Origin of the sequence: Sphaerisporangium corydalis (assembly GCF_025506355.1) — a bacterium.
Taxonomy (GTDB): domain Bacteria; phylum Actinomycetota; class Actinomycetes; order Streptosporangiales; family Streptosporangiaceae; genus Sphaerisporangium; species Sphaerisporangium corydalis.
Genome location: NZ_JANZYP010000034.1, coordinates 36,385 through 59,744, shown reverse-complemented (window position 1 = coordinate 59,744; position 23,360 = coordinate 36,385). Strand labels below are relative to the sequence as shown.

15 protein-coding genes are annotated in these 23,360 nt (G+C 68.6%); 10 read left to right on the top strand and 5 right to left on the bottom strand.

Translation table 11 applies throughout. The features are described 5' to 3' along the window. The first annotated feature begins 130 nt into the window (after positions 1-130). The 10 genes from NYZ98_RS22795 to NYZ98_RS22750 all read left to right on the top strand — a co-directional run bounded on the left by NYZ98_RS22795 (position 131) and on the right by NYZ98_RS22750 (position 11,923). Positions 131-1,639 carry a hypothetical protein gene (locus NYZ98_RS22795; RefSeq protein ID WP_262844897.1) on the top strand — a complete coding sequence of 503 codons (1,509 nt, stop codon included), beginning with the start codon at positions 131-133 and terminating at the stop codon, positions 1,637-1,639. A 3-nt stretch (positions 1,640-1,642) separates the two neighbouring features. Continuing rightward, on the top strand, positions 1,643-2,431 hold the full coding sequence (locus NYZ98_RS22790; protein ID WP_262844896.1) for a hypothetical protein: 789 nt from the start codon (positions 1,643-1,645) through the stop codon (positions 2,429-2,431). Beyond that, positions 2,428-4,566, top strand: coding sequence for a hypothetical protein (locus tag NYZ98_RS22785; RefSeq protein ID WP_262844895.1), 2,139 nt, complete (start codon positions 2,428-2,430; stop codon positions 4,564-4,566). Before NYZ98_RS22790 ends, NYZ98_RS22785 begins: the two co-directional genes overlap by 4 nt. A gap of 26 nt (positions 4,567-4,592) precedes the next feature. Beyond that, on the top strand, positions 4,593-5,738 hold the full coding sequence (locus tag NYZ98_RS22780) for a hypothetical protein (protein ID WP_262844894.1): 1,146 nt from the start codon (positions 4,593-4,595) through the stop codon (positions 5,736-5,738). Between the two features lie 104 nt (positions 5,739-5,842). After that, positions 5,843-6,619 carry a protein phosphatase 2C domain-containing protein gene (locus tag NYZ98_RS22775; protein ID WP_262844893.1) on the top strand — a complete coding sequence of 259 codons (777 nt, stop codon included), beginning with the start codon at positions 5,843-5,845 and terminating at the stop codon, positions 6,617-6,619. Next, a complete protein-coding gene (locus tag NYZ98_RS22770) occupies positions 6,619-7,851 on the top strand; it encodes a hypothetical protein (protein WP_262844892.1) in 1,233 nt (410 codons plus the stop codon). Before NYZ98_RS22775 ends, NYZ98_RS22770 begins: the two co-directional genes overlap by 1 nt. A gap of 20 nt (positions 7,852-7,871) precedes the next feature. Continuing rightward, complete coding sequence (locus NYZ98_RS22765) at positions 7,872-8,561, top strand: vWA domain-containing protein (RefSeq protein ID WP_262844891.1); 690 nt, start codon at positions 7,872-7,874, stop codon at positions 8,559-8,561. Further along, positions 8,561-9,895 carry a tetratricopeptide repeat protein gene (locus NYZ98_RS22760; protein ID WP_262844890.1) on the top strand — a complete coding sequence of 445 codons (1,335 nt, stop codon included), beginning with the start codon at positions 8,561-8,563 and terminating at the stop codon, positions 9,893-9,895. The genes NYZ98_RS22765 and NYZ98_RS22760 overlap by 1 nt, the downstream gene beginning before the upstream one ends. Then, positions 9,885-10,592, top strand: coding sequence for a Crp/Fnr family transcriptional regulator (locus NYZ98_RS22755; protein ID WP_262844889.1), 708 nt, complete (start codon positions 9,885-9,887; stop codon positions 10,590-10,592). The genes NYZ98_RS22760 and NYZ98_RS22755 overlap by 11 nt, the downstream gene beginning before the upstream one ends. A 227-nt stretch (positions 10,593-10,819) precedes the next feature. Next, positions 10,820-11,923 (top strand): tetratricopeptide repeat protein, encoded by a 1,104-nt coding sequence (locus tag NYZ98_RS22750; protein WP_262844888.1) that lies wholly within the window; start codon positions 10,820-10,822, stop codon positions 11,921-11,923. On the opposite strand, the gene NYZ98_RS22745 is transcribed toward NYZ98_RS22750, so the two are convergent. The 5 genes from NYZ98_RS22745 to NYZ98_RS22725 all read right to left on the bottom strand — a co-directional run bounded on the left by NYZ98_RS22745 (position 11,830) and on the right by NYZ98_RS22725 (position 23,330). Further along, positions 11,830-13,281 carry a hypothetical protein gene (locus NYZ98_RS22745; protein WP_262844887.1) on the bottom strand — a complete coding sequence of 484 codons (1,452 nt, stop codon included), beginning with the start codon at positions 13,279-13,281 and terminating at the stop codon, positions 11,830-11,832. The genes NYZ98_RS22750 and NYZ98_RS22745 overlap by 94 nt on opposite strands. Positions 13,282-13,853: 572 nt before the next feature. After that, entirely contained in the window at positions 13,854-19,001 is a 5,148-nt protein-coding gene (locus NYZ98_RS22740; RefSeq protein ID WP_262844886.1) for a glycosyl hydrolase family 95 catalytic domain-containing protein, read from the bottom strand. Further along, the gene (locus tag NYZ98_RS22735; RefSeq protein WP_262844885.1) at positions 18,998-21,586 is read right to left on the bottom strand and encodes a glycoside hydrolase family 2 protein; all 2,589 of its coding nucleotides are present in this window, start codon (positions 21,584-21,586) and stop codon (positions 18,998-19,000) included. Before NYZ98_RS22735 ends, NYZ98_RS22740 begins: the two co-directional genes overlap by 4 nt. Next, positions 21,583-22,413, bottom strand: coding sequence for a carbohydrate ABC transporter permease (locus NYZ98_RS22730; protein WP_262844884.1), 831 nt, complete (start codon positions 22,411-22,413; stop codon positions 21,583-21,585). The genes NYZ98_RS22735 and NYZ98_RS22730 overlap by 4 nt, the downstream gene beginning before the upstream one ends. Then, positions 22,410-23,330, bottom strand: a complete 921-nt coding sequence (locus NYZ98_RS22725) for a carbohydrate ABC transporter permease (RefSeq protein ID WP_262844883.1) — start codon at positions 23,328-23,330, stop codon at positions 22,410-22,412. Before NYZ98_RS22725 ends, NYZ98_RS22730 begins: the two co-directional genes overlap by 4 nt. Positions 23,331-23,360 lie beyond the last annotated feature (30 nt).

Genomic DNA, 23,360 nt, shown 5'->3' with positions numbered 1-23,360 from the left:
GCTACGGCACGAGGACTTCGGACCGGCGGCGTCCTCGGTCGGAGATCCTCAGGCGCTCGGCAGGTACAAGCAGATGCTCGTCCACTCGGCGGAGCCCCCACGAGGAGTGGAGGACGGTCACTGGAGTCTGGTGTACCTCGTCTTCCCCCAGCACGACCTCGCCGCCATCGTCCAGCGCCTCTATGACAGGCAGGCCACGGCCGTCGATGCCGGATACACCAGGGAGGATGGGGGCCGCCATCCACAGGTGGCACGCGCGCTCGTCGGGCCACGCGCGGCGCTCGGCATCGATCTCGCCCTCGCCTGCCAGCAGTGGGGGGTGTCGGGCATATTGGGCCTCGGTCCGTCACCCGGGCAGGTGAAGCCCGGTCACCGGCTTTCGGAGATCTCCCCGGAAGCGCTGGACGCGTTCACCGAGCGATGGCTGTGGCAGGACGACAGTCCGGCACGACGCCCCGAAGACCTCTGCCGCCTGGTCGCGAGCGTGTTGCGGGAGCCGGGCAAGCCCATTTCCGCGCTGCTTCCGGTAGACCGACTGAGCGGTCCCGCGGCCGTGCAAGGCGATTACCTTCGAGGGCTTCGGGACACGGCCGGCGTGCTGCTGCGTGACCTGGACTGCGGCTGGACTCCGTCGTTCTCGACCTACGAGCCGCCGCCCGGCGGCGTAGCTACACAACTTCCTCACATTGTCTTCCGTGACCGCGCCGGACAGCGGGGCGCTCCGCCCACTCAGCTCCGAGAGGAGACCATGCTCGTGCTATGCGACGACGCTGACCCTCCCTACCGTGACGAGTGCGATCTGGTGGCCGTCCGCCTGGTCGCGGCCTACGACGAGCTGGGCGGGACCGGCTTGGCCGCGATCCTCGACCCGATCGTCCGGCACGATTCCCTGCGAGCCCGGCTCGAGGCGGCCGCGACCCATCCCGGCCTCGTCAAGTACGATCACGTCGGGACCCGGTCGGCTCCTCGGGCGGAACGCAGGACGGCCGCGGCACGGCCGACGCACCGGCCGCCCGGCTCTCGCCTGAGGTACCCTCCCGAGCGACCGGCCACCGTCGCGACGCCGGACAGCAGGTCGCTGTTCTCCCTTTACGAGGAACTGGAAGCCCAGCGCGGCAGAGAGAATTTCTTCGAGCTCGTCGATTGGATCTGCGCCGCGGCGAGCCGCGGGGTCATGCTGTCGCAGGCGGACGCCGAGATCGTCATGAACCACCTTGCCCATTACCAGTGGTACGCGCCCGAGCTGGCGAAACGAGGCGGTAATCGGGCGGCCATTCGGCTGGCAGGGCTGCTGTACCCACTGTTCGGCGAGCAGCTGGCGGACGATAGGTTGCTGAACCGATTGCACGACCTGCTCGCACGCCCATTGGCGCCGCACATCTGGGCTGGGGCGCTGACGGTCCTGTACGCCCAGCTGGCGAACCCCGGCCACGCGGAGCGGCTGGAGCAGCATCTCGTGCCTGCACTGCTGAATCGGGCCAGAGCATCCCGGGAGACGCAGTCTCACGCCGGTCACGCTCGCCGTTGGCCGGCCGCGTCATCCCCCATCTGGCGGCAGCGAGTGCCCGTCCCGATCTGGGCGCTGGCCACGGCCGCCTTGGCCATGCTGGTCATGCTCATGGTCCTCGGCTGGAGATGAACCATGGTGCGAACCTACGAGCGCAGGCTGGTGCTAGCCGTCCACGCGCACGGCTACGACAAGCGGACGGCCCTGATGCAACGGCTGACCGGGGAGAGCCTGGGCACGGCATTCGATGCCGCCGCAGGCCGTGCCGGGCTCGGCACTGATCAATGGCACCGGACGCGGGAGGGCCACCGGCTGCTGGCCGTGCTGCCGGTGGGCGCTCCGGAACCGCTGGTGACCGATCATTTCGTCCAGCAGGTACACATCGCGATTCGGGAGCACAACCGCCTGGTGGCGACGGAAGGACGGTTGCGCCTGCGGCTTGCGATTCACTTCGGCATGGTAGGCGGGAACGCCGAGAGTGGCTTCGACGGTCCCGCGCCCGTCGAGGCGCACGAGATGGCGGGCTGCCGGGGGGCCCTGGAAGTCCTTGACCGAAGCGAGGCCGATCTCGTCGTGGTCGTGTCCAAACCCATCTTCGAGGACACCATCGCGGGCCAGCTCACCTCGCTGGAAACGCGGGATCTGCGCAAATTGCACGTTCACGGCAGAGATGCATGGTTGTGGGCGCCCGGGTGCGCCCTACCGGACCAGACGACCGGCGAGCACGACGCGCACGCGGACGAAGACGGCGCCGCCTCGTCTGATGGGGGCGTCGGCGACGAGAAGCAGGGCATGGCCGGCGCGGCGCCGAAGACGGACACGCCGCGGCGACCTTCCGTGTCCACGTTCACCAAGGCTCGGATCAACATGCGGGGCGGCCAGATCGCCGGCGGGGACATTCACAATCACGGAGGGGACCGATGAGCGAGCCCGCACCACCTCCCGAGAAGAAGGAACCGAAGGAGCCGGAGCAGCAGAACCAGGACGGTGAGCAGCACGAACCCGAGGAGCGTAAGGCCAGCAACCTGGGCCGTGAGTTGGCCGCGCGCGCCGCCCAGCCGGGAACCGTGCAGGACCGGCTGGACACCGAAGCCGACGCCATCTCCAGTTTCGCCTCCGCTAAGGTCCGCGCAGAGAACGTGGCCGGCGGGGACATGCACATCTACTACCAGGCAGTGTCCGAGACCGAGGATGCGCCTCGGCTGATGCGGCTGCAACCGGCCGATCTTGCGGAGGCCGAAGAGCTGTTCGTGGCCCCGACCGGCTTCGCCGCGCTGCGGGAGGCCATGGCCACCGGCAGGGTTGTGTTCGTCAGGGCGGACGCCGATCGCGGGAAGTTCATGACGGCCAGGCGCTTATTGCTCGGCTGCCCGGCAGTCTTCCGGCTGGACCCTCAGACGAGACCGGCGGCGCTCACCGCCGACACCCTTATTAAGGGGGGCGGGTACATACTCGCGGACCTCCCCGGGGCCACTGCTCGCGAGCTCACCGCCTATGAGGTGGCCAAGCTCACGGCCGTCCTGGAGGAATGCGACGCCCGGCTCGTGGTGACCCTGGTCACCGGCCGGCGGCTCACCGATCCGGAGGTGGCCGCGCTGGTCATGGATCTGGGAGAGGTCACCGATCGCGTCGAGGTCATATACCGGCATCTGCGCAAAAGCCTCGACGGCGAGGCCATAGACCGGATCTTCGACAACGCCGAGCTGATGGCCTTGGTGCAGGAGGAGCTGTCCAGGGACGCCAGCCCCAGGCACGCCGCGATTCTCGCCCAGTTCGCTGCCGAGGCGTCGCAGGCCGGCGGGTCGCTCTTCGACGCTGTGCGGGAGCGGCTCGGGCTGCGAAGCGACTCCGATTTCCAGGACTGGGCCGAGGGCCTGCCCGACCTGCCCACGCAGAGTATGGCGCTGGCCGTGGCCGTGCTCGGCGGCGAGCCGTACGAGACCGTCGCGGCCGCCGCTTACCGGCTGCAACGAGGGCTGGAACCCGAGACGCCGCTGGAAAGCGCGGAACGTCCCCGGCTGGCCCCCCTGGCCGGTGGCAAGAGCCAGAGGTTGCGGAAGCTTCGCGCACATGTGACGCCCTCCACCGTGCAGACCTGGCACGGCGGCGCCCCGACACAGGCGGTGCGCTATCGGGACGAGGGCTTCCAGAGGAAGTACTTACTCTACTTTTGGAACGAGTACGACGAGGCCCGTCCCCGGTTGCTGAACTGGCTGCGACTGTGCGCGACACACGAGCTGGAATCGGTGCGTGTTCGTGCCGCCGTGGCGACCGGGGTGCTGGCCGTGCAGTCCTTCGACAATGTCAGGGCCACTGTCATCAGACCGTGGGCGGAGAGCGACGAGCCGGATCTGCGGGACGCCGCGGCGAGGGCCTTGCGCACCGCGGGGGAGACGGACCCAGATCTGCGCGCCCCGATCAGGAACCTGGTGCACGCCTGGTCTGCCGACGCGTCCCCTGCACTACAGGCGACCGCGGCTCGGTCATGGCGCATCGAGTACGCCGCCGCCGGCGCTGGTGCCGCTCTCAAGGCGCTGGAGAAGCTCAGCTCGTCGGAGGACCTGGACGTGACGATGGCCGTCTGCAACAGCATCACCGAGATGTGGGAGATCGAGGGCGAGCGGCTGGAGGCCCCCGCGACACTGCTCGCCTGGCTCGACGACCGCGGGCGCAAGCCGGCCGCCCGCCTGGCGTTCCTGCTCACCGCGGCCGATCTGGTGCGCAAAGTGGACGGAGTCATCTGGCCCGCCCTGCTCTATATAGCCACCTGCGACCCCGTGCGGCATCGGGAGATCGCCGCACTTTGGCGGGATGCGGTCACCGCCCCCCGGCTCCACCCGTACGCCAAGACCGTCCTCGCCGAGTGGGCGCACGCCGTAAATGATCGACCGCACGCCTGCCGGTCCCTCGCTCTGCTTTTGGCGACCGTCGCGGAGGAACCGCGCAGCGCCACGATCGTCGCTCACGAGGCCGCCAAATGGGCCAAGGGGACGCGCCGCGCGCCGACCGCGTCCGTTGAAGTGCTCCGCCTGATCTCACCAGAAAGCCGAAGGCCATGAATCAGCCGATGCCTCCCAACCCGCCCATGAACGCGCAACACCCACTGCCACCCGGCGGTCCCGTCCCACCGGGGCACTCCTCGAACGTCAACCAGCCCCTACCAAAGCGTCCGGACCCCCCGCTCAACCCGGTACAGAGGCAGCGTTTCCGGCAGGTCGTCGACGACAACTGGACGAAGTACGCGCCACCGCAGGTACCGCTGATCCTCGTCGAGCAGTCCGTGGCCACGGCCGGCCGTCTGCCCATCCAGCCGGGCCGGGCGCTTCTCTACTCCGACGACACCGGCGAGGTCTTCCACCTGCAGAAGCCGCCGAGGGTCTTCGCCATGCGTCGCTATCGCTGGCGTTATGAGGTCGATCTCTCCGACCACTACACCTCCTTCCACCTGGAGGTGCCCAGTAGGTCCAAGGCCGCCCGGTTCCGCCTGACGATCGACGTCGGATGGCGGGTGACACACCCGGCCCAGATCGTTCGGGCGCGCATCCGTGACGGCAACGCGATCGTCCAGTCCTGGGTCACCGAGGCCGTCCTGCCGATCTCGCGCAGCTACGAAATCGAACAGGACGGCGAACTGGAGCAGCATCTGACCGAGTCGCTCGGGCACGGCCGGGTACACGATTACCCGGGGGGCATCTCGATGTTCCGCTTCTCGGCACGCGCCGATCACGACAGGGGGGCGGCCGAAAGGATCGCCGCCGTGGTGGAGGCGAGGCACGAGGCCGACCTTGCCGAGGCCGGTCTGTCTCGGCTCAAGGGCCGGATCCACACCGAGGAAGACCTCATTCTGATGCTGCTCCAGCGCGCCCCGGACCAGGTCGGCGACGTCATCACCGACATCCGCAAGCGCAGGGAGATGAGCATGCAGAACCGGATCGACCTGTTCAACAAGATGGTGGACAACGATCTGATCCAGGAAGCCGAGATGGAGACGATCCGGCAATTGATCATCCAGCCGATCGCGGGCATCGTCGGCTCGACCCCCACCGGCACTTTCGGCATTCAACAACTTGCGCCGCCGGAGAAGCCTCAGGCAATCAGTCGGCATCGCGCCGATTCGGGGGACGACGAGGAAGACGTACTGCCGTCCCAGGTCACGGACGGGTCGGTGGACCACGTAACTGGCTGGAACCCCACCCCCTGGCAACGCGGTCAGGGCGAGGAGGACCTCTGATGCGGCGTCCGGCTACTAGCTCCGACCGGGCCGCGCCGGAGAGCGCGGCCGGCTTCCCTCGTCCCCTCGGTCACCCCCCTGAAGCCGCCCGTCTGCCATGGCGATTGCCGGACGAGCCGGCTCTGGCGGGCATCGCCGCCGACGCCGCCACCGTCGGCGAGCTCATTGTGCGGGCGGCGTCGCTCGTAGGACCCGGGCACAGGTGTGAAGAGCCCGCAGTCCCCCGTCAGGACGCTTACCGGCTCGGCCGGAACACCCTCAAAAGCCACCTCATCGTGGCCGTGGCCGACGGCATGTCCGACAGCAAGCGATCGCACCTGGGAGCCAACGTCGCCGTAACCGCCCTGGTCGGCCGCATCCGATCCGACTTGGACAGCGGGACGCCGCTGTGCGCACCGGAGGTGTTCCTGGACGCGGCCAGGCAGATGGCGGGCTCGGCTCGGCAGCACGGCGCGGAGGAGGACGACGTCCGGGCCGCGGCCTTGGTGGCGGTCATCCCCGTGCAACCGGATGCCCGCGGCGGGCGCACCGTCTGGCTCGCGGCACTGGCCGACGTCGGCGGCTGGCTGAGGACGGCCGAAGGGTGGCGTAGGCTCATCGGCGCGCGGAAGGACGGACTCGACGCCGGCAGGCTGGCGGAGTTCCTGCCTTTCCATCCCGACCGGGTCACGAGCATTACCACCGAACTGCCCCCGGGCGCGGTTCTGGCACTGGCGACCGATGGGCTGGGAGACGCCCTGGAGCCAGGCGACGCACTCGCCTCATGGTTCGCGCGGAGGTGGGAGGCACCGCCCCCCGTCGCCGACTTCTTGCGGGACGTCGGTTTCGAAGCGGCCGGACGACTCGACGATCGAACCGCCGTCGTCGTCTGGTGCCCGTGATGACTCCGCGTACCCGGTTGAAGACGTGGTCGGACAGCCCGTTCGAGGCCGTCACCCCGCTCGCCGAAGTTGCGGCGCGCGGTGTGGTGATCGCGGAGGAGAACGGCGAATCGCAGGTTCTCTACGAGAGCGCCGAGCATCCTGGCTGGCTGGTCAAGTTGTACCGACCCGGTCTGGCGACCGAACCCGTTCAGGTCTTGGACCGCCTGATCGCCCTACCGGCTGAGATGCCACCCGCCGACCTGGCCCTGGTCGACCGGAGCCTCTGCTGGCCCGTCAGCCGGGTGATGGATGGCGAGCGTGCCGCCGGAGTCGTGCTGGCCAAGGCCCCACCGGAGTTCCGTGTGGAAATGCGGATGATTTCCGGGGCCAGCGTGCATCGGCTGATGGACATCGACCAACTTGTCCAGACAGATCTGGACTTCTACGCCAAACGGGGATGGGCGACGCCGACGCCGCAGGAGCGACTCGCAGTGGCGCGGAACCTCGCGGCCGTCGGCGTACTGTTGGAACGCTATGACATCGTCTATGGCGACTGGTCGTACGCGAACGCGTTGTGGGCCCGGGGCACCGGCGAGATCTTCCTCATCGACATGGATTCATGTGGCCTGACCGATCGGCTCTGGGTCGAGTCGAAGTTCTGGAACGACCCGGCTGTCCCCTCGGGGAGCCGGCTGAGCGTTCACACCGACCGCTACAAGCTCGCCGTCCTCGTGCTTCGGTGCCTTACCGGGCTGCGCGGGCCCGAGCCGGCCGCCGCGCACGCGGCGCTCCCCGCGGACGTCCGAGGAGGTCCGCTGGGCGAGATACTTTGGACGGCGGTGACAACCGGCGACCCTAGCCGGCGTCCACCCATGTCGGAGCTGCACGCCCTGCTGGCATCGACTCCCGGCTTCGAACCGGCCCAACCGGCCCAACCGGCCACTGCCGCTGCGCCCTCCCTCGATACCCGGCCTCCCTCCGTCATCTCCGTGGCCGCGTCGCTCGGACCTGCGCCCTACGGCTCCTCTTCACCTTCCTCGCTCGGCCGGGCCTCGGTTCCCGAGAATCCGCACCCCTCGACGGGTGAGCCGGCTCGCGCCCGCCCGTCCGCTCGCCCGGACCAGGGGCGAGCGGGGATCGACGCCGAGCACGCACCGGCGGGAAGCCTGCTGCCACTGGTGATCGCGCTTTTCGTCGCGGCCCTGGCACTGCTCGCGGTGGCTGGACTCGCGACGTCCCTCTTCTCATGAAATGACGTGTTGGAGTCACCATGAACATGATGAATAGTTCGCCCGCGCCCCACGCGCAGGGTCTGCCCACCTATCTCGTGGTCGACGTGTCCAAATCGATGAGGCCTTACGAGGCGCTTTTGAACCGCACGCTGGAGGACATCATCAACACCCTCTACTCCAGCCCACGCATCTCAGAGTTCATCCACCTGTCCATTCTGACCTTCAGCAACCGTCCGCACCTGGTGTTGGCGATGACCGAGATCGCCGAACTCACCAGATTGCCGACGGTCGAGTGCCGGGGGTCTACGTATTTCGCACCACTGTTCGAGAGCCTGCGTGACCGCATCGAGTTCGACCTCCCCCGGCTCCTCGCCCGCAATGTGCGTCCCTTGCGGCCCGTGGTCTTCCTGCTGACCGACGGGGCGCCCGCCGACCCGGAAGAGCGGTGGGCGAGCGCCTTCGACGCCCTGACCAGCCGTGAATGGCGTCCGCATCCGCACGTCATCACGTACGGTTTTGGCGAGGCGGTGGAGTCTGTGCTCAAACGTATGGCGACCGCCGCCGCGTTCATCGCCGATCCGCATGCGGGAACCGACACGCAGGCCATCACGGCCGCGTTGGGCACCATGCTCAACTCGCTGGTGGCGACGGCGAGGGCTGAAGCCCTCCAGGTGCCCGAACGGGTCAAGGGCTTCCGGAGCATTCCACTGGACCATGTCGAGTTCTGATGGACATCGCCGACGTCCGCCGGCTGTGCCTGACCAGCGACGCTGACGGCTGGTACGGCCGGCATATTCCCGATCGCATTCACCTGCAGAGCGCATTGGCCGACACGTTCGAGACCGCATGCCTGCGCAGCGGCTTCACCATGAACTCCCCGTGGTCGGCCTTCGCCCACGGTGTCCGCATGGACCTGCGCGGCGGAGACGACCCAGCGGCCGACGTACCCGCGCTGATTCGCGAGTTGCGCATCGCCCTTATCGAAACGAACCCGCATCGGCCCGGTCTCCCCCGGCTACGTGTGCGACTCGCGCTCACCATGGGGCCGGCCCTGCCCCCTGGCATTCCGGGCCGCGCGCTCGCCGAGGGTTTGCGTCTTCTGTACAGCGAACAGGTCAGGGTGGCGCTGAGCCGTCTGCCGCAGTGCGACCTGACAGTGATCGTGTCGGACGCTTTCTACCATGACGTGGTCAACAGGGGCTTCCTCGGGCACCGTCCCGTGGACTATCACCGGATCAGGCTTGGCGCCGGCTTCCCGTCGTCGGCCTGGGTGTACGTCCCGGGCTGGACCACCAATGGCCCGCCAGCGCGCCCGCGCGCGCCCCTGGCCTCGGCCCCGCACGTCGAAACGCTGATGTCGTACGCCGGGCGGCTCCTGCGGGAGGGGGAGTACAGCGGAGCGGCCGAGAAGCTGGAGGAGGCGCTGCGTTTTTCGCACGATCTAGACGAGCCAGCCGTGGAGGAGGCGTTGTTGTCCCTCGGTGAGTGCCGGCGACTCCTCGGCGACGCGGAAGCGGCGGCTCAAACCTGGCTGTCCCTCCTGGCTTGCCGGCCGACGAGTTGGCCGGCGCTTCAGCGTCTGGGACGCCTCGAACTCCTGCGGGGACGTGCGGACCTGGCGAGGGTTTACCTGGCCGAGGGTCTGCGTGTCCTCAAGATGCGGCCGGAGCCGGGGGTGGACCGCTTCGCGTGTGCGCTCCTTCTCGACCTTGCCTCGGCCTTCCGGACGCTGAACGAACACGGCACGTCCGACGCCTGCCTCAACGCGGCGGCCGAGGCCGACCCGCCCAGCCCGCTTCCTTTCGTCTCACTGGCTTACCGGGCGGCCGAGCGAGGAGACACGAGGGCGGCGCGCAGGCTCCTGTTCACGGCCCTTTTACGGGTATCGGGCGACATTCAGGATTTTGTTCACACGCATTTCGCAAGTGCCGCATCACAGAAGGGGGGTGACGTCATAATTGAATTGCTGCTGGAGAACGACCTCGATCCGGTGGCGCCTCACCGGACGACAAATAGCGCCCCTGCCGTGGGCGTGATCCGAGGTGATCTTCATGCCCCCTGAGCCGTGGCCCAAGAACTGCTACCTAGGCGCTCTGCCGCATCCCTCCCGAGATGCTCTGCTGAGACTCGGCCGGGTACGAGCCTACGACCATGGCGAGTTTCTGATCCTTCAGGGTGACCCGGGGGGAGTGGTCTATCTTCTGCTCACCGGCCGCGTCAATGTGATCGCCACGGTGGAGAACGGCTCGGAATCCCTTCTCGCGATCCGCTACGCGGGGGACGTTGTCGGAGAGATGGCCATGGTCGGTGTGATGCCGCGCACGGCGAGCGTGGCCGCGCGGGTGATGACCGACGCCTTGGTCGTCTCGGACGATGTCTTCCTGCGGTTCATCGAAGGGCACCCGGAGGCCGCGAGGGCTCTCACCGCCACCTCCGCCGAACGGCTCAGGCAGGCCAACGTCTTCCGGGCGGACCTGGCGGGCTACGAAGTGGATCGGCGGCTCGCCCGCGCCCTGCTGTACCAGCTGCAACGGTGCCCGACGAGGAGCAACGGATGCTGGACCACTGATCTGCTGCAAGCCGAACTGGCGATGCTCATCGGAGCAAAGGAAGGTACCGTCCAGAAGGCCATAAGCGCCATGAAGGGGTTGATCGCGAGCCGGCGCGGACGGGTGGTGATCACGGATGTGGTCGGGCTTGCTCGTTTCGCGGAGATCGACCCACCCGAAGCCGTCCTTCTCGACGCGCCGGAATGCTAGCGAGCCGCCTGCCTTGCCGCGCCCAGTGCGCATGCCACCTGTGGATGGCCGGGGGCGGATCGCTCGGTCAGCCTGGGGCCGGGATGCTTCTCAGGAACGCCCCTGTCGTGTCCCGGCTCCCCGCACCAGTAGGGGTAACTCCTGCCAGGTGACCAGCACAATGACGTCATCTCGGGAACGAAACCACCTTGTATGTCCCACCCGACCGGCCGAAACGGGGATGTCGCATGCCGCTGCCACGAAGAGCGCTCTGCGGAGCCATCGATATCAAGGACTGGAGCGGACGCCCAGTGCCCGAACAGATACGCGCCCAACAGAGTCTCATCACGGTCGTGCACGCCGCGTGCCGCGAGGCCGACCTGCCCGAGGAAATCGTGCAGACTAGTGGTGACGGGGTGCTCATCATGCCGCCGAGCGACATCGACGAGACGGCGGTGCTCCCGAACTTGGTGCGGGGGTTGTCGACCGCGCTGCGCCAGGAGAACCGGCTGCTGGCCGAGCCGGCGCGTATCCGGCTGCGCCTCGCACTGACCAATGGCGTGGTCTCCACCGGCCCCACGGGATTCAGCGGCCCCGCCGTCATCGAGTGCTTCCGGCTGCTGGACAGCCCGCCGGTGAAGGAGGCGCTGGTCGATCACCCTGCGGCGGAACTCGCGGTGATCGTCTCCGATCACCTCTATAACGATGTCGTCAGGCATGGCTTCCGCGACATGCGTCCGGAGGACTTCTGGAACGTGCGGAGCTCCATGCCAGAGCGTAACTTCTCGGCCAACGCCTGGTTGTGGGTGTCCGACCGCACAGGCGGCGCCTCCCGCCGGCTCTCCGGGACCGCAGAGCGAAAGCGGGTCGAGGCGGCACGCCCACCCGAGGAGGTCGCGCAGGCCCGAGCGTTGGCGAACGAAGGCAAGCACCGGGAGGCTCTTCGCACGCTGGAAACGATGACCCCGAGCGGCGACGCCGACAGGCTCGCTCTACTGGACGTTATGGCGGACTGCCTGATAGCGCTAGGTGCCTATCAGGAGGCCGCGAACGTCCTGGACGAGATGCTCCGTATTCAGCATGACCCGGTGCCTTCCACCCTGTTGCGGCTCGGACGCGTGCACCTGCGGCTCGGCAGCGTCAAGATCGCGCGGCATACCTTCACTTATTTGGTCGGTTCCGTGCCGCTGGCCCCGGAGGGGTATCTGGAGCTGGGCCGCCTTGAGCGGCTGGCCGGCAACCCCGAGGCCGCTCGCCGTCACCTGGCCGAGGCCGCCCGTCTACTGAAGGCGGACGGCCTCGTAGGGACGCTGGTGGAGGAGTTGCTGGAGCTCTCGACGCCCAGCGCCTGACAGTCCCGTTCGCCATCGTCTATCCGCACCAGCTGGACATCGCCGGCGGCGACCTTTTCCAGGCCCCGCCGGTGAACGGCGACCGGATCCCAGAGCGCGATCCGGTCGCCTGATAGTTCCAGGTAGAGCAGGGGGCGCGGCCGCACGAGAAGCATCGACCCTCTGCTCGCGATCCGCGTTTTCAACGGAAAGGCGCAGGCCCGGGCCGGGAGAAGCACGCCGAATCCGTGTCCTGGACGCGCGGCCGCGTCCGCTCCGCGTCCGGCGGCCGTCGCGGCGCCGGACACCAGATAGATTCCGATCACCATGAGCGCCGCGGCGACGGGCAGCCGTATGTGCAGGTATCTGAGCCACCCGACACATCCGAGTAGGGTCAGTGCGACGCCGAAGGCTACTCCCACCGGAACAGCTGCAGCGCCCAACCGGTCCCACAATCCTAGGGCGATGTCCTCCCGTGACAGGCCGAGTGCGCCGAGGTAGCGGCCGTAGGCCAGGTCCCCGATCGCCGCAGTGAGGGGCACGAGGACCGGCAGGGCAGCAGGGAAGGCCCAAGACGCCTTCTCTGCCAGGGACAGATCACGGGCGAGATGCCGCAGGCCTATACCCATCAGGACGGCCAGGGCCACGGCCGGCCAGACGTACCACATGCCGGTCAGCGATCCGAGCCATACGCCGCCCCCCATGGCGGTCAGTGGTACCAGCCCCCACGCTGGCCTGCGTCGTAGGCGGATCATCGACGCAGCCGACAGCGGGGCGAGCACAGCGCCGACGACGATCGGCACAAGACCTCCGCCGAGCGATCCCAGGATGATTCCCAGCGACAGCGCGGAGACGGCGAGAGCGCGCGTCCAGCCGACGGCTTTGGGACGCTCGGCCCCCGGTACGGCGGGGAGGAGTGGCTGCCCGAACCTGGTACGCCACTTCAGGTCGCGGTCCTCTCCATGCGCGCTCACGAGTAACATCAACTGGCGCTGAGCGTCCTGCCCGTCCACCGCCTGGATGCAGGCACCGATGTCACGCGCCCCGCACGCGACCAAGAATCGCTCCAGTCTGGTCCGGCGCGAGACGCGCACCTCGTGGACGGGCAATCGGTCGCCCGACTGCATCGGCACATCCAGCAGTCGCACCCAGCGAAGCCTGGCTCGTAGGCCGTGCCTATGCAACTCGGTGATCAGCAAGCCGCGCGCCCTGCGGCTTGCCCCCCACATACCGCCGCGCACTTCCACGTCCGCTTGGTAGGTCTGGGGTGCGACCTTGTCCCAGCGCCATCCGCAAACACTCAAGACCTCCTCGGCCTCGCCCGGCCGATCAACCTCGAACTCGCACCTGACCTTACGGTCGAACCTGTTAGCCACCATGCCGGCGATCGTGGCATGCGCTTTCGGCCGGCTCCCCGGATCAGTGAGGGTACAGGCGCGCCCACGGTCGCCGGTCATGATGGCTCAACGAATCGGGCAATCGGCCGATCGTCCACCAGTTGCCGTACAGCGCCGAACGCGAATCCCGCGCCCTGCGGGCTGTACGGTCGATCTTCACATTAGTGATAATGACGACAAAAAGGGTGCCGCCACTCGGCTTGCACTGGATGCCATCGTAGGTAGCCACCGCTTCAGGTCCATGATCTCGGGGTTGACGACGGCGAAGATCAGTGTCATCGACGGGCCGGTTCGTCGGCTCAGCTCATGGCCTCATCACTGGCCGACGCCGATTTCACGGCACCTCGGCCGGGTTCCACCGGTTGCCGGGAACCGATGTGCGATACGGGCCGGGCGGAGCAGGTGCTGTGGATTCAGGGCCACTTCCGGTCAGCGGAAGTGGCCCTTTCGCCATGCCCGCGGTGGCGAGGCGCGGAGACACCGGCGGTACCGTCACACGCGGAGGGTCGTTTGCGGGCTCACGGCCCCGCGCCGACGCTCGCCGCCGTCGGGGCTCACGCGGTGCCGTACACCTCCATCTCGTAGAGGGAGTAGCCCCACTGGCCGGACTTCTCCAGTCCCTGCATTCGCACGTAACGGCCCGACGCGCTCACGGTGACCTTCTCTGTGCCGCCGGTCGAGGCGGATTGGGTGTAGATGTCCCGCCAGGTCGTGCCGTCCGCCGACACCTGGAGCTTGTAGCGCTTCGCGTAGGAGGCCTCCCAGCGCAGGTCGACCTCGTTGAGGTTGTAGGTGGCGCCCAGGTCCACCTGGAGCCAGTTGTCGGCGCTCTCGCTGGCGCTCCAGCGCGAGGCCGGGTCGCCGTCGAACGCCTTGGCGGCGGTCTGGTCGGCGTTGGACTCCGAGGAGGCGCGCGCGGTCTTGCCCAGGGCCAGGTTGGCCCGTGACGTGGCGCCCTTGAGCGTCAGGTTGAGCGTCACGGCCTTGCCCTGCTTGAGCGGCAGGACGCGGGCGATGTCGCCGAGCGGCGAGCTCTGGACCGTGATGTCGGGGCTGGTGATCGTCGCGATGCCCGCGCGCTGGATCAGCGTGAGGTTCTGGTCGATGTCGGAGGTGAGCGTCACCTTGACCGTGCGGGCGTCGGTGTCCCAGGTGAGGTTGTTGATGGTGAACCGGCTCTTGCCCCGCGTGCCGGAGATGGTGCCCTTCTTCAGGTCCCTCGGAAGCGCGGGAAGCAGTTCCAGCGTGCCGGGGTCGGTCGTGGCCAGCATCTCCATCATGATCGTCGGCACGGAGTTGACGACGTCGGTGGCGAAGGTGTTGTGGCCGTTGTAGTGCGACGTCGCCAGGCTCGTGTAGTAGTAGTCCTCCTTCGCGAACCGCAGCAACTTCGCGGTGACCGAGGCGGCGTCGTTCAGGTCGGCGGCGATCAGCGCGCCGTGCAGCAGGCCGTGGCCGGCGTTCTCGTAGCTGCCACCGTCCTTCTTCTGCAGGAACACCTTGGCCGCGTCGTACAGCTGCTTGTTCTTCTCCGGCGTGACCTGGCGGTAGGGCCAGACGGGCATCAGGCCGCTGGCGTGCCGGTGCTGGTACTGGTTCTTGTTCGCCAGGTCCGGCCACGCCCACTCGGCCAGCGCGCCGTCGTTGTTGACCAGGTACGGGGGCAGGTGGTCGAGCAGCTCCTGCCAGATCGAGATCTTGTCCGCGTCCTTGCCGAGCGTCTTGCTCGTCTCGATCAGCGTCGACAGCGCGAACCGGGCGCCGGAGATGTCGTAGACCGAGTTGACGGTGAGTGGCACGCCGCCGGGCGGCCGGTTCTCCGGGGAGATGGATCCGGCGAAGATGTACTTGCCGTTGGCGTCCTTCTTGACCAGGAAGTCCTGGTAGAAGTCCCCCATGTCGCGGATCAGCGGGTAGTACTGGTTCTGGAGGAACGTCTTGTCGCCGGTGATCTGGTAGTACTCCCAGAACGGGTACAGCAGCCAGGACTCCCCGCCGGTGACGTACTGGTACGGGTAGTCGAAGTTGATGTTGGAGATGAGGCCTTCCCCGTTGGGCGTGTTACCGCCCGTCAGCATGCCTCGCGTCCCGAGCAGTTTCTTGGCGTTGGTCCGGAAGTCGGTCTGCCACTGCTTGTTGAGCCAGAAGTAGCCCGCCATCGCCTCCGGCATGTTGCCGATGTTGCCACCGGAGATCTGCAGGTTGAGGTTGGCGTCCAGGTGGTAGTAGCCGTCCCAACCGACGTTGCTGTCGCCGGTCCAGTTGCCGAGCAGGTCGGGGGCCGCCGTCTCGTTGCTGGAGGCCAGCAGGTGGTAGCGGCCGGAGTAGAACATCCGCTCCATCAGCGCCGGGTTCGGGGTCGACGACGACTTCTGCTGGGCGAGCAGCTCCTCGTTGGACTTCGCGCGGTCGGCCGTGCTCGCCCCGAGGTCGAGGGAGACGCGGTTGAAGATCTCGCTGTGCTTGGCCACGTGCCGGTTGAGCAACGTCTGGTAGTCGCCGGGGAGCGCCGCCAGCCTCGTCTGGAGCAACTGCTTGTTCCAGTCCTGCTCGGCGGTGACGCCGCCCTGGTAGGTGCCGTTGTAGCGCTGGGTCAGCGACAGCAGCAGCACGTACGACGCGTTCGAGACCTGCACGTCGGTGCCGGACATGGTCTTGGTCCCGTCCGTCACGATCCGCGTGACGCCCTCGTACCCGGCGTTGTAGCTGCCGTTCGGGTACTTGGCCCGGAGGTTGAGGAAGGTGGTGTTGGAGTTGTTGGCGTAGGTGACGCCCTTGTTGAGCAGGTTCATGCCAGTGTCGATGGACAGGCCGAGCTTGACGTCGAGCCGCTGCCCGGACGGGGCCGGCAGGTACTGGACGGTGGCGCCGTCCGTCCGCGACACGAAGGAGTCGCGCCGCCAGGCGCCCTTGGAGTCGTTCCAGTTCACCCCGACGACGCCCGAGGAGTAGTCGGTGGACCGCACGTAGTTGGTGACCGTGCCGCTGGCGGGCATCGTGAGCGTCATCTTGAAGCCGGGGTGCTTGCTGCCCTCGCCGCCGCCCTGGTAGCCCTGCACGTCGGCCGCGAGCTGGTTCGCCTGCTGGTAGTTGCCGGCGATCAGCAGGTCCCTGATCCTGTTGATGTTGTCCTGGCTGACGGTGTTGAACGTGCGGTGCGGACGGCCCTCCGACCGCGCCATGAAGAAGTCCTTGTCGTCGAAGACGACCGTCTCGGCGCGCGGGTTGCCGAAGACGATGATGCCCTGCTTGCCGTTGCCGGCGAGCAGGCCGTTCGCCCAGTCGGTGTAGGTGCTCGGGTAGGTGGTGGAGGGCGCCTTGGTCCCGGGGGCGGCGGCGGCCGCCGCGAGCGCCGCCGTCTTCGTGGTGCCGAGTGCCGTCGCCGACGAGACGCCGGTCCGGGCGGTGCCGAGTGCCGTCACCGAGGCGGTACCGGCCTCGGCGGCGGCGGGTGTCGTCACCGCTGCGGTGGTGACCGGTTGCGGTTTGCCGTACACCTCGAACTCGTACAGGGAGTATCCCCACTGCGTGTTCGGTGTGACGCCCTGCATGCGGACGTACCGGGCGTTCCTCCCGATCGTCACGGATTCCACGCCGCCACCGCCGGTCGTGGTCGAGAAGACGTCGGACCACTGCTGGGCGTTGTCGGAGACCTGGACCTTGTACGCCTTCGCGTAGGCCGTCTCCCACGACAGGGCCACCCTGGACACGCTGTACCTGTTACCGAGGTCGACCTGGATCCAGGCGTTGGGGTCGTTGCTGTGGTCGCTGGACCAGCGCGACGAGGCGTTGCCGTCGATCGCCTTGTCGGCGGTCAGGGTGCCGTCCTGGTAGGAGGCGGTGGCCCTGGCCTGCGAGTTGAGCGACAGGTTGACCGGCACGTCCGCCGGCGGCGCGGGCGGTGTCGGCACCGTCTGGCCCGCCGGCGGCCACAGCGTGAACGAGTTGGCGCCGCCCTTCGCGGCGGCGAATGGGCCCGCCATGACGTTGCCGGTGTTGATCGGGCTACCGAAGAAGTCGGTGGTCACGTCGGCGGCGATGCTCTCGTTGGCACGCGGGATGATGCCGACCCTGGCCTTGGTGACGGGCGTCAGGCCCCTGATGCCGGAGGCGTCGAGGGTGAAGCCGAGCTTCATCTCCCTGTTGGTCGACGTGACCTGGACGTTGGACAGGACGCCGGTGGAGTTGCCCTCCTTGACGTGCGTCTTGTTGGTCGCGTTCTCGGGCAGCGTCGAGCCCTGGACCAGGTTGTTGTACCAGTTGAACTTCTGGACCGAGGTGGGCGCGGTCGTTTCGTTCATCGTGCCCGGCTGGAAGTAGTAGGCGTCCCTGCCGCCGCCGTCGATGTTGATCCGGCCGTTGTCGAGGAACAGGTTGTTGGCGAACACGATGCCGGTCGCGTCCAGCGTCCGGATGTCGCTGTTGCCGATGAAGATGTTGTTGTCCACGAGGATGGGCCCGTGGACGGCCTCCGCGTAGTAGCCCCACGGGCTGTTCATGACGATGTTGCCGGTGATGCGGACGTTCTGGTTCCCCCAGTCCGTCCAGATGCCGGCGGAGTTGCCGCCCTTGGAGTTCTTGATGTAGTTGCCCTTGATGAGCCCCTCGTTCATGTAGTGAACCTTGATCGGGGCCGTCTCCGCGCCGCTGAACTCGCCGCGGTAGTTCGTGTCCTCGATCATGTTGTACAGAATGTCGGAGTTCCAGGAGAACACGCCTGCGATGCCCGACTGGCCGGACTTCGCGATGTAGTTGTTGCGGACGATGTGCGAGCCGTACTTGGCGGTGTCGTGGAAGTTCGTCCGCGTCTGGCCGGGCCGGTTGCCGGCCCATTCGTCATTGCCGAGGCCGATGTCGATGCCGATCGTGCGCGCGTTGACGACGATGTTGTTCTGGATGATCCACTTCAGCCCGCCGTAGACGCTGATGGCGCCCGCCTGCCGCCTGGTGGGACTGCTCGGGAAGTCGGAGTAGGTGCCGGCCGCGTGCTTGACGGTGAACCCGTTGATGGTGATGTACCCGAGACCCCAGACGTCCGGCGCGAACACCTGGCGGCGCACGTTGATCTCCGCGAGCTTGGCGTTCGGGTCGGCGCCGGCGAAGTTGGCGTAGATGGTGGTGTTGCCGCCGGACACCTCCGTGTACCAGGTGTTGGCCGCCGACTGGACGTTGCTCAGCGACGCCTTCTCGTAGTAGGCCTGCTCGTCCAGGTAGACGTCGCCCGCGGTGTAGCCGGCGAAGACGCCGCCCTCTCCGCCCTGCGGCTGCCCGGTCGCGTACGGGTTGAAGTCGCCGAAGTACGTGCTCGGCAGCGTGACCTTCCAGACGTCGCCGCTGTGCCTGGCCCAGGTGTTGATCTCCTCGGAGCCCTTGACGACCACCTCGCCGTCACCGGCGTTGGTGTAGGTGATGCGATGGGTCTCGTCGGTGCCGCCGCGCGCGGGCTTGACCGTCTCGCGGTACAGACCGGCGTGCACGACCACCGTGTCACCGGGCTGCGCTTCCTGTGCCGCGCGGTTGATCGTCCGGTACGGCTGGGCCTGGGTGCCGGCGTTGGCGTCGTTGCCGGTCTTGGCCACATGGATGAGGCGAGCGGCCAGGGCGGCCCGCGCCTCCGCGATCGACGGCACCGCCATCGACGCGGCCAGGACGGCGCTCAGCATCGCGCCGAGCAGGATCCTGAGGGTTCTTCGGTGTCTCATTGTGCTCCTTCGTCGCAGAGCGGGTTGCCAGTCGAACCGGTGACCTCGCCGAAGGACCGGACCGATGTATCGAGCAGCGCGCCGGACAGGGCGGCGGCGCGATCCGTGGGGATCGCGCGGCCGTCCCGGCGCGTTATCCGAAAAACGTGGCTCTCGCCTGGCAGGAGCGTGACGAGGGCGTCGTCCACTGCGAGCGAGGGCGGTTCCAGGCCGAGCGGCGCGGCGAGCCGGTCGGCGGCCACGCACACGTCGCGGAGCAGGGTCACGGCGGTGACCGTCACGTGCAGCGCGCCGCCGACGACGGCGACGTCCACGGCCCGCTCGGGCGGCGGGGCCACCAGATCCCGCTCCGGGCGGTAGGTCCAGGTGGTCCGCACCCCGTCGGCCTCGACGACGAGCATCTCGGCGCGCGGGTCGGCGGGCCGGCCGACCGCGGGATCGACGGCCAGCCGGACGATCCCCCCGGCCGGGCATTCGGGCCGCACAAGCATGCGCGCGTGCTCCCGGCCGTCCAGCCCGACCCTGCGCAGGAGGACGCCGGGACGCCAGCCGGCGCCCGAGTCGTTCACGAGCACGAGCACGAGGCCGTCGCCGCCGGTGGGGTCGTGGGTCGGTCCTGGGCTGACCGGCTGGACCGTGACCAGCCGGGGGGCGAACGAGCGGCGCAGGGCGTGCCACAGGGGCTTCTCGATGCCCGCGCCGTCGACGGCCGACCAGCTGATCACCGGCCAGCAGTCGTTGAGCTGCCAGACGACGACCCCGCCGCAGCGCTCGCGGGAACGCAGCCACTCCACGCCGGCCGAAACGGCGCGGGCCTGGACCACCTGTGTCGCGAAGTGCCAGTCGGCGTCGTCGCGGGGGGTGGGCACGTGCGGTTGCAGGCCGCGGGTCAGCTTGTGCATGCCGTCGATCGCGCGCAGGTGGTGGCGGGTCAGCGGCGAGCCCGGCCCGGGGGTCTCACCCGGGACGACGCGCTGGAGCGTGGTCCACGCGGGGGGCCCGCACCAGCCCATCTCCGCGACGAACGCGGGGTCGTGGTCGCGGTAGTGGACGTAGTCGCGCTCGTTCCAGGCGTCCCACAGGTGGCTGAGGCCATGCGTGTCGGCCACCGGATCGCGGTCGTCGCCCGACCACGGCGAGTTGGGCACGTAGGGCCGCGTCGGGTCGAGGCGGGCCAGGACGCCCGGCAGCACGTCCAGGTAGTAGCGCTCGCCCCACCCGCGTGTGCCGATCTGGTCGGCCCACCCCCAGTGGTGCCGGCCGAGCACGGTCTCGTTGCCGCCGCACCACAGCACGAGGCTCGGATGGGACGACATCCGCGCGACGGCCTGCTCCGCCTCGGCGGTCACCAGCCCGACCATCTCGTCGTCCTCGCAGTACGCGGCGCACGCGAAGAGGAAGTCGTGCCAGACCAGGACGCCGCGCTCGTCGCAGGCGTCCAGGAACTCCTCGGTCGCGAAGTGGCCGCCGCCCCAGACGCGCAGGAGGTTGGCGTTGCCGGCCACGGCCTGGTCGATCCGCCGGGCCACGCGTTCGGGCGTGGCGCGGCTGGCGAAGGTGTCGTCGGGGATCCAGTTGTAGCCGCGCACCCGCACCGCACGCCCGTTGACGACGAGCGTCCAGCGCGTCCCGAGCGGGTCCGGGCTCTCGTCGACCGCGACGCTGCGCAGGCCCACGCGGACGGCGGCCGAGTCGAGCACCACCCCGGCGTGCGCGAGCTCCACCTGGAGGCGGTACAGCGGCTGCGCGCCGAGCCCGACCGGCCACCACAGGTCGGGGTCCTCGACCCGCAGGACGATGGCCACCTCATCACCCGCGACGGTGCCCGCGGCCGACCCGGCGGGCCGTCCGGCCGGGTCGGTCAGGCGGACGCGCACCTCCGCGCCCTCGGGCGCGTCCACGCGTACATGCGCGGTCACGTGGGCGGCGGTGTGGCCGGGGTCGAGCCGGACGAGCGGCCGGACGTGGCCGATCCGGCCGGCGTAGGTCTCCAGCCGGATGTCCCGCCAGATGCCAGCGGTGACGTAGTGGGGTCCCCAGTCCCAGCCGAAGTTGGCCGCGGCCTTGCGCACGTGCGGGTAGGGCTCGTCGTACGGGCTCGGCAGCGGCCCGTGCGCGCGTTCGTGCTCGTGGGCGGCGTCCCACACCGAGCCGAAACGCACCTCCACGAGGTTGTCGCCCGGCAGCAGGACCTCCTCCACGCTCCAGCGGTACGCCAGGTGCTGGTCACGCGCGGACCCGATCCGGCGGCCGTTGACGTAGACGTCGGCGATCGTGTCGAGGCCGTCGGCCACCAGGTCGGTGCGGGTCCCCGGCACCGGAGCCCACTGGACGTGGCGCCGGTACACCCATTGGGAGTGGCCGACCCACCGTTGCGCCAGCTCGCCCCATCCGACGTCGGGATCGGCGATGAGACCGGCCGCGATGAGGGCCGTGTGCACCTCGCCGGGCACCTGGGCGGGGATGGCCGCCGTGCGGACGGCCTCGGGGACGTCGTCGGGCCCCGCCGACCAGATCAGCTCCCACTCGCCGCCGAGGTCGAGCCGGGTGGTGACGGAGACGTTCGCCTGTGTGGTCTGTGTCATTCCTTGACCGCCCCTGCGGTGAGTGCTTCCTGCATACGACGGTTCATGAGCGAGTACGCGATGTAGACCGGCAGGACGGTGAGCACGGTGCCCGCGGCGAGCACGCCGAGGTTGGTCGCGTCGGAGACCAGCGTCGGCAGGGCCACCTGGACCGTCCGCACGTCCGGCCCGGTGCCGGTGATGGTCAGCGAGAACAGGTACTCGTTCCAGAACGTGAGGAGCTGGAGGATCACCACGCTGACGATGCCGGGCATCGCGATGGGCACGAAGACCCCGGTCAGCAGGCGCCAGTGCCCGGCGCCGTCGAGGGCGGCCGACTCCACCAGCGCGTGCGGCACGGTGCGCATGAACTGGGTCAGGAGGAGCACCGACAGCGGGAGCGCGCTCGCGGGCAGGAAGAGCATCTGGAACTCGCGGGTGCCGAACAGCCCCAGCTTGATCGCCAGGACGACCGTGGGGATCAGCGCGGCGAACGGCGGGATGAGGAAGCCCGCGGAGAAGGTCCCGGTGATCACGCGGGCGAGGCCGTTGTCCTGCCGCGCCAGCGCGTACGCCGCCGGGACGGCGAGGCACAGCGTCAGCACGATGGCCACGACCGAGATGAGCAGGGAGTTGAGCAGGGCGCGCCCGAGGTCGGCGGTCTGCCACGCGGTGCCGAAGTTCTCCCACAGCCACCGCGCCGGCAGCGAGAACGGCCGGGTGAAGATCTCGATGTTGGACTTCAGCGCGCTGACCACGAGGTAGTACAGCGGCACGGCCAGCACCAGCGCGTACACCCAGGACAGGACCGTCGCCACCGGGCCCGCGTTGCGGCGCCGGGGGCTCATCGGGACCGCTCCTCGGGGCCGCGCAGCAGCGCGCGGATGAGCAGCATGCCGGCGATGCCGAGAAGCAGGAGCACGACGCCGACCACCTGGCTGTAGCCGAGATCCCGCTGGGAGAACGCCTTGGCGTAGACCAGGTAGGACAGCGTGGTGGACGAGGTGCCAGGCCCGCCCTTGGTGAGCAGGAGGATCAGTGCGGCCGAGGTGAACAGCGTCCAGAGGAACTGCAGCATCGTCAGCGTGCGGACATAGTCCTTGATCATCGGGAAGGCGACCCGCCACATGATGCGCCGCCGCCCGGCGCCGTCGATCTGGGCCGCCTCGATCACCTCGGCGGGCAGGCTCGCCAGGCGGGCGGCGAACAGCACCGCGGTCCAGCCGACGCCGCGCCACAGGTCGATGGCGATGAGGCTCGCCAGCGCGGTGTTCGGGTCGGCGAGCCACGAGGTGGTCAGGGAGTCGAGGCCGAGGGTGCGCATCAGGCCGTTGACCCCGCCGTTGGGGGACAGCACCCCGTAGAAGACCATCCCCGTCATGGAGATCGAGATGAGGCCCGGAGAGAAGTAGAGCACCGAAAGGACGCGGTAGCCGCGGGGCTTGGTGTTGAGGTGGTAGCCGAGCATGAAGGCCAGCGGGATCATCAGCGGGATGGCGACGGCCACCTGGATCGCGCTGTTGCGCACCGCGGCGTGGAACGTCGGGTCGGCGAGGACGCGCCAGATGTTGTCGGTGCCGATGTACGTCGGTTCGTACAGCAGCCCCTTCCACCGCATGGTGGCGATGACGAACATGGCGGCGAGGGGGCCGACGGAGAAGACGGCGAACCACACCAGGGACGGAGCGGTCAGCCAGAGGATGCGGCGCGATCCGAGGCCGCTTCCACGCCTCCGCCCGCTGAGGCGGATGCTGGTCGATGACATTCGTACGCTTTCCTTCGGGCAAGGGGTGGG

Coding starts and splice junctions, on each gene's coding strand:
- NYZ98_RS22790 (WP_262844896.1), top strand. CDS start 1,643: ATGGTGCGAACCTACGAGCGCAGGCTGGTGCTAGCCGTCCACGCGCAC.
- NYZ98_RS22785 (WP_262844895.1), top strand. CDS start 2,428: ATGAGCGAGCCCGCACCACCTCCCGAGAAGAAGGAACCGAAGGAGCCG.
- NYZ98_RS22780 (WP_262844894.1), top strand. CDS start 4,593: ATGAACGCGCAACACCCACTGCCACCCGGCGGTCCCGTCCCACCGGGG.
- NYZ98_RS22770 (WP_262844892.1), top strand. CDS start 6,619: ATGACTCCGCGTACCCGGTTGAAGACGTGGTCGGACAGCCCGTTCGAG.
- NYZ98_RS22765 (WP_262844891.1), top strand. CDS start 7,872: ATGAACATGATGAATAGTTCGCCCGCGCCCCACGCGCAGGGTCTGCCC.
- NYZ98_RS22760 (WP_262844890.1), top strand. CDS start 8,561: ATGGACATCGCCGACGTCCGCCGGCTGTGCCTGACCAGCGACGCTGAC.
- NYZ98_RS22755 (WP_262844889.1), top strand. CDS start 9,885: ATGCCCCCTGAGCCGTGGCCCAAGAACTGCTACCTAGGCGCTCTGCCG.
- NYZ98_RS22750 (WP_262844888.1), top strand. CDS start 10,820: ATGCCGCTGCCACGAAGAGCGCTCTGCGGAGCCATCGATATCAAGGAC.
- NYZ98_RS22745 (WP_262844887.1), bottom strand. CDS start 13,281: ATGGTGGCTAACAGGTTCGACCGTAAGGTCAGGTGCGAGTTCGAGGTT.
- NYZ98_RS22740 (WP_262844886.1), bottom strand. CDS start 19,001: ATGAGACACCGAAGAACCCTCAGGATCCTGCTCGGCGCGATGCTGAGC.
- NYZ98_RS22735 (WP_262844885.1), bottom strand. CDS start 21,586: ATGACACAGACCACACAGGCGAACGTCTCCGTCACCACCCGGCTCGAC.
- NYZ98_RS22730 (WP_262844884.1), bottom strand. CDS start 22,413: ATGAGCCCCCGGCGCCGCAACGCGGGCCCGGTGGCGACGGTCCTGTCC.
- NYZ98_RS22725 (WP_262844883.1), bottom strand. CDS start 23,330: ATGTCATCGACCAGCATCCGCCTCAGCGGGCGGAGGCGTGGAAGCGGC.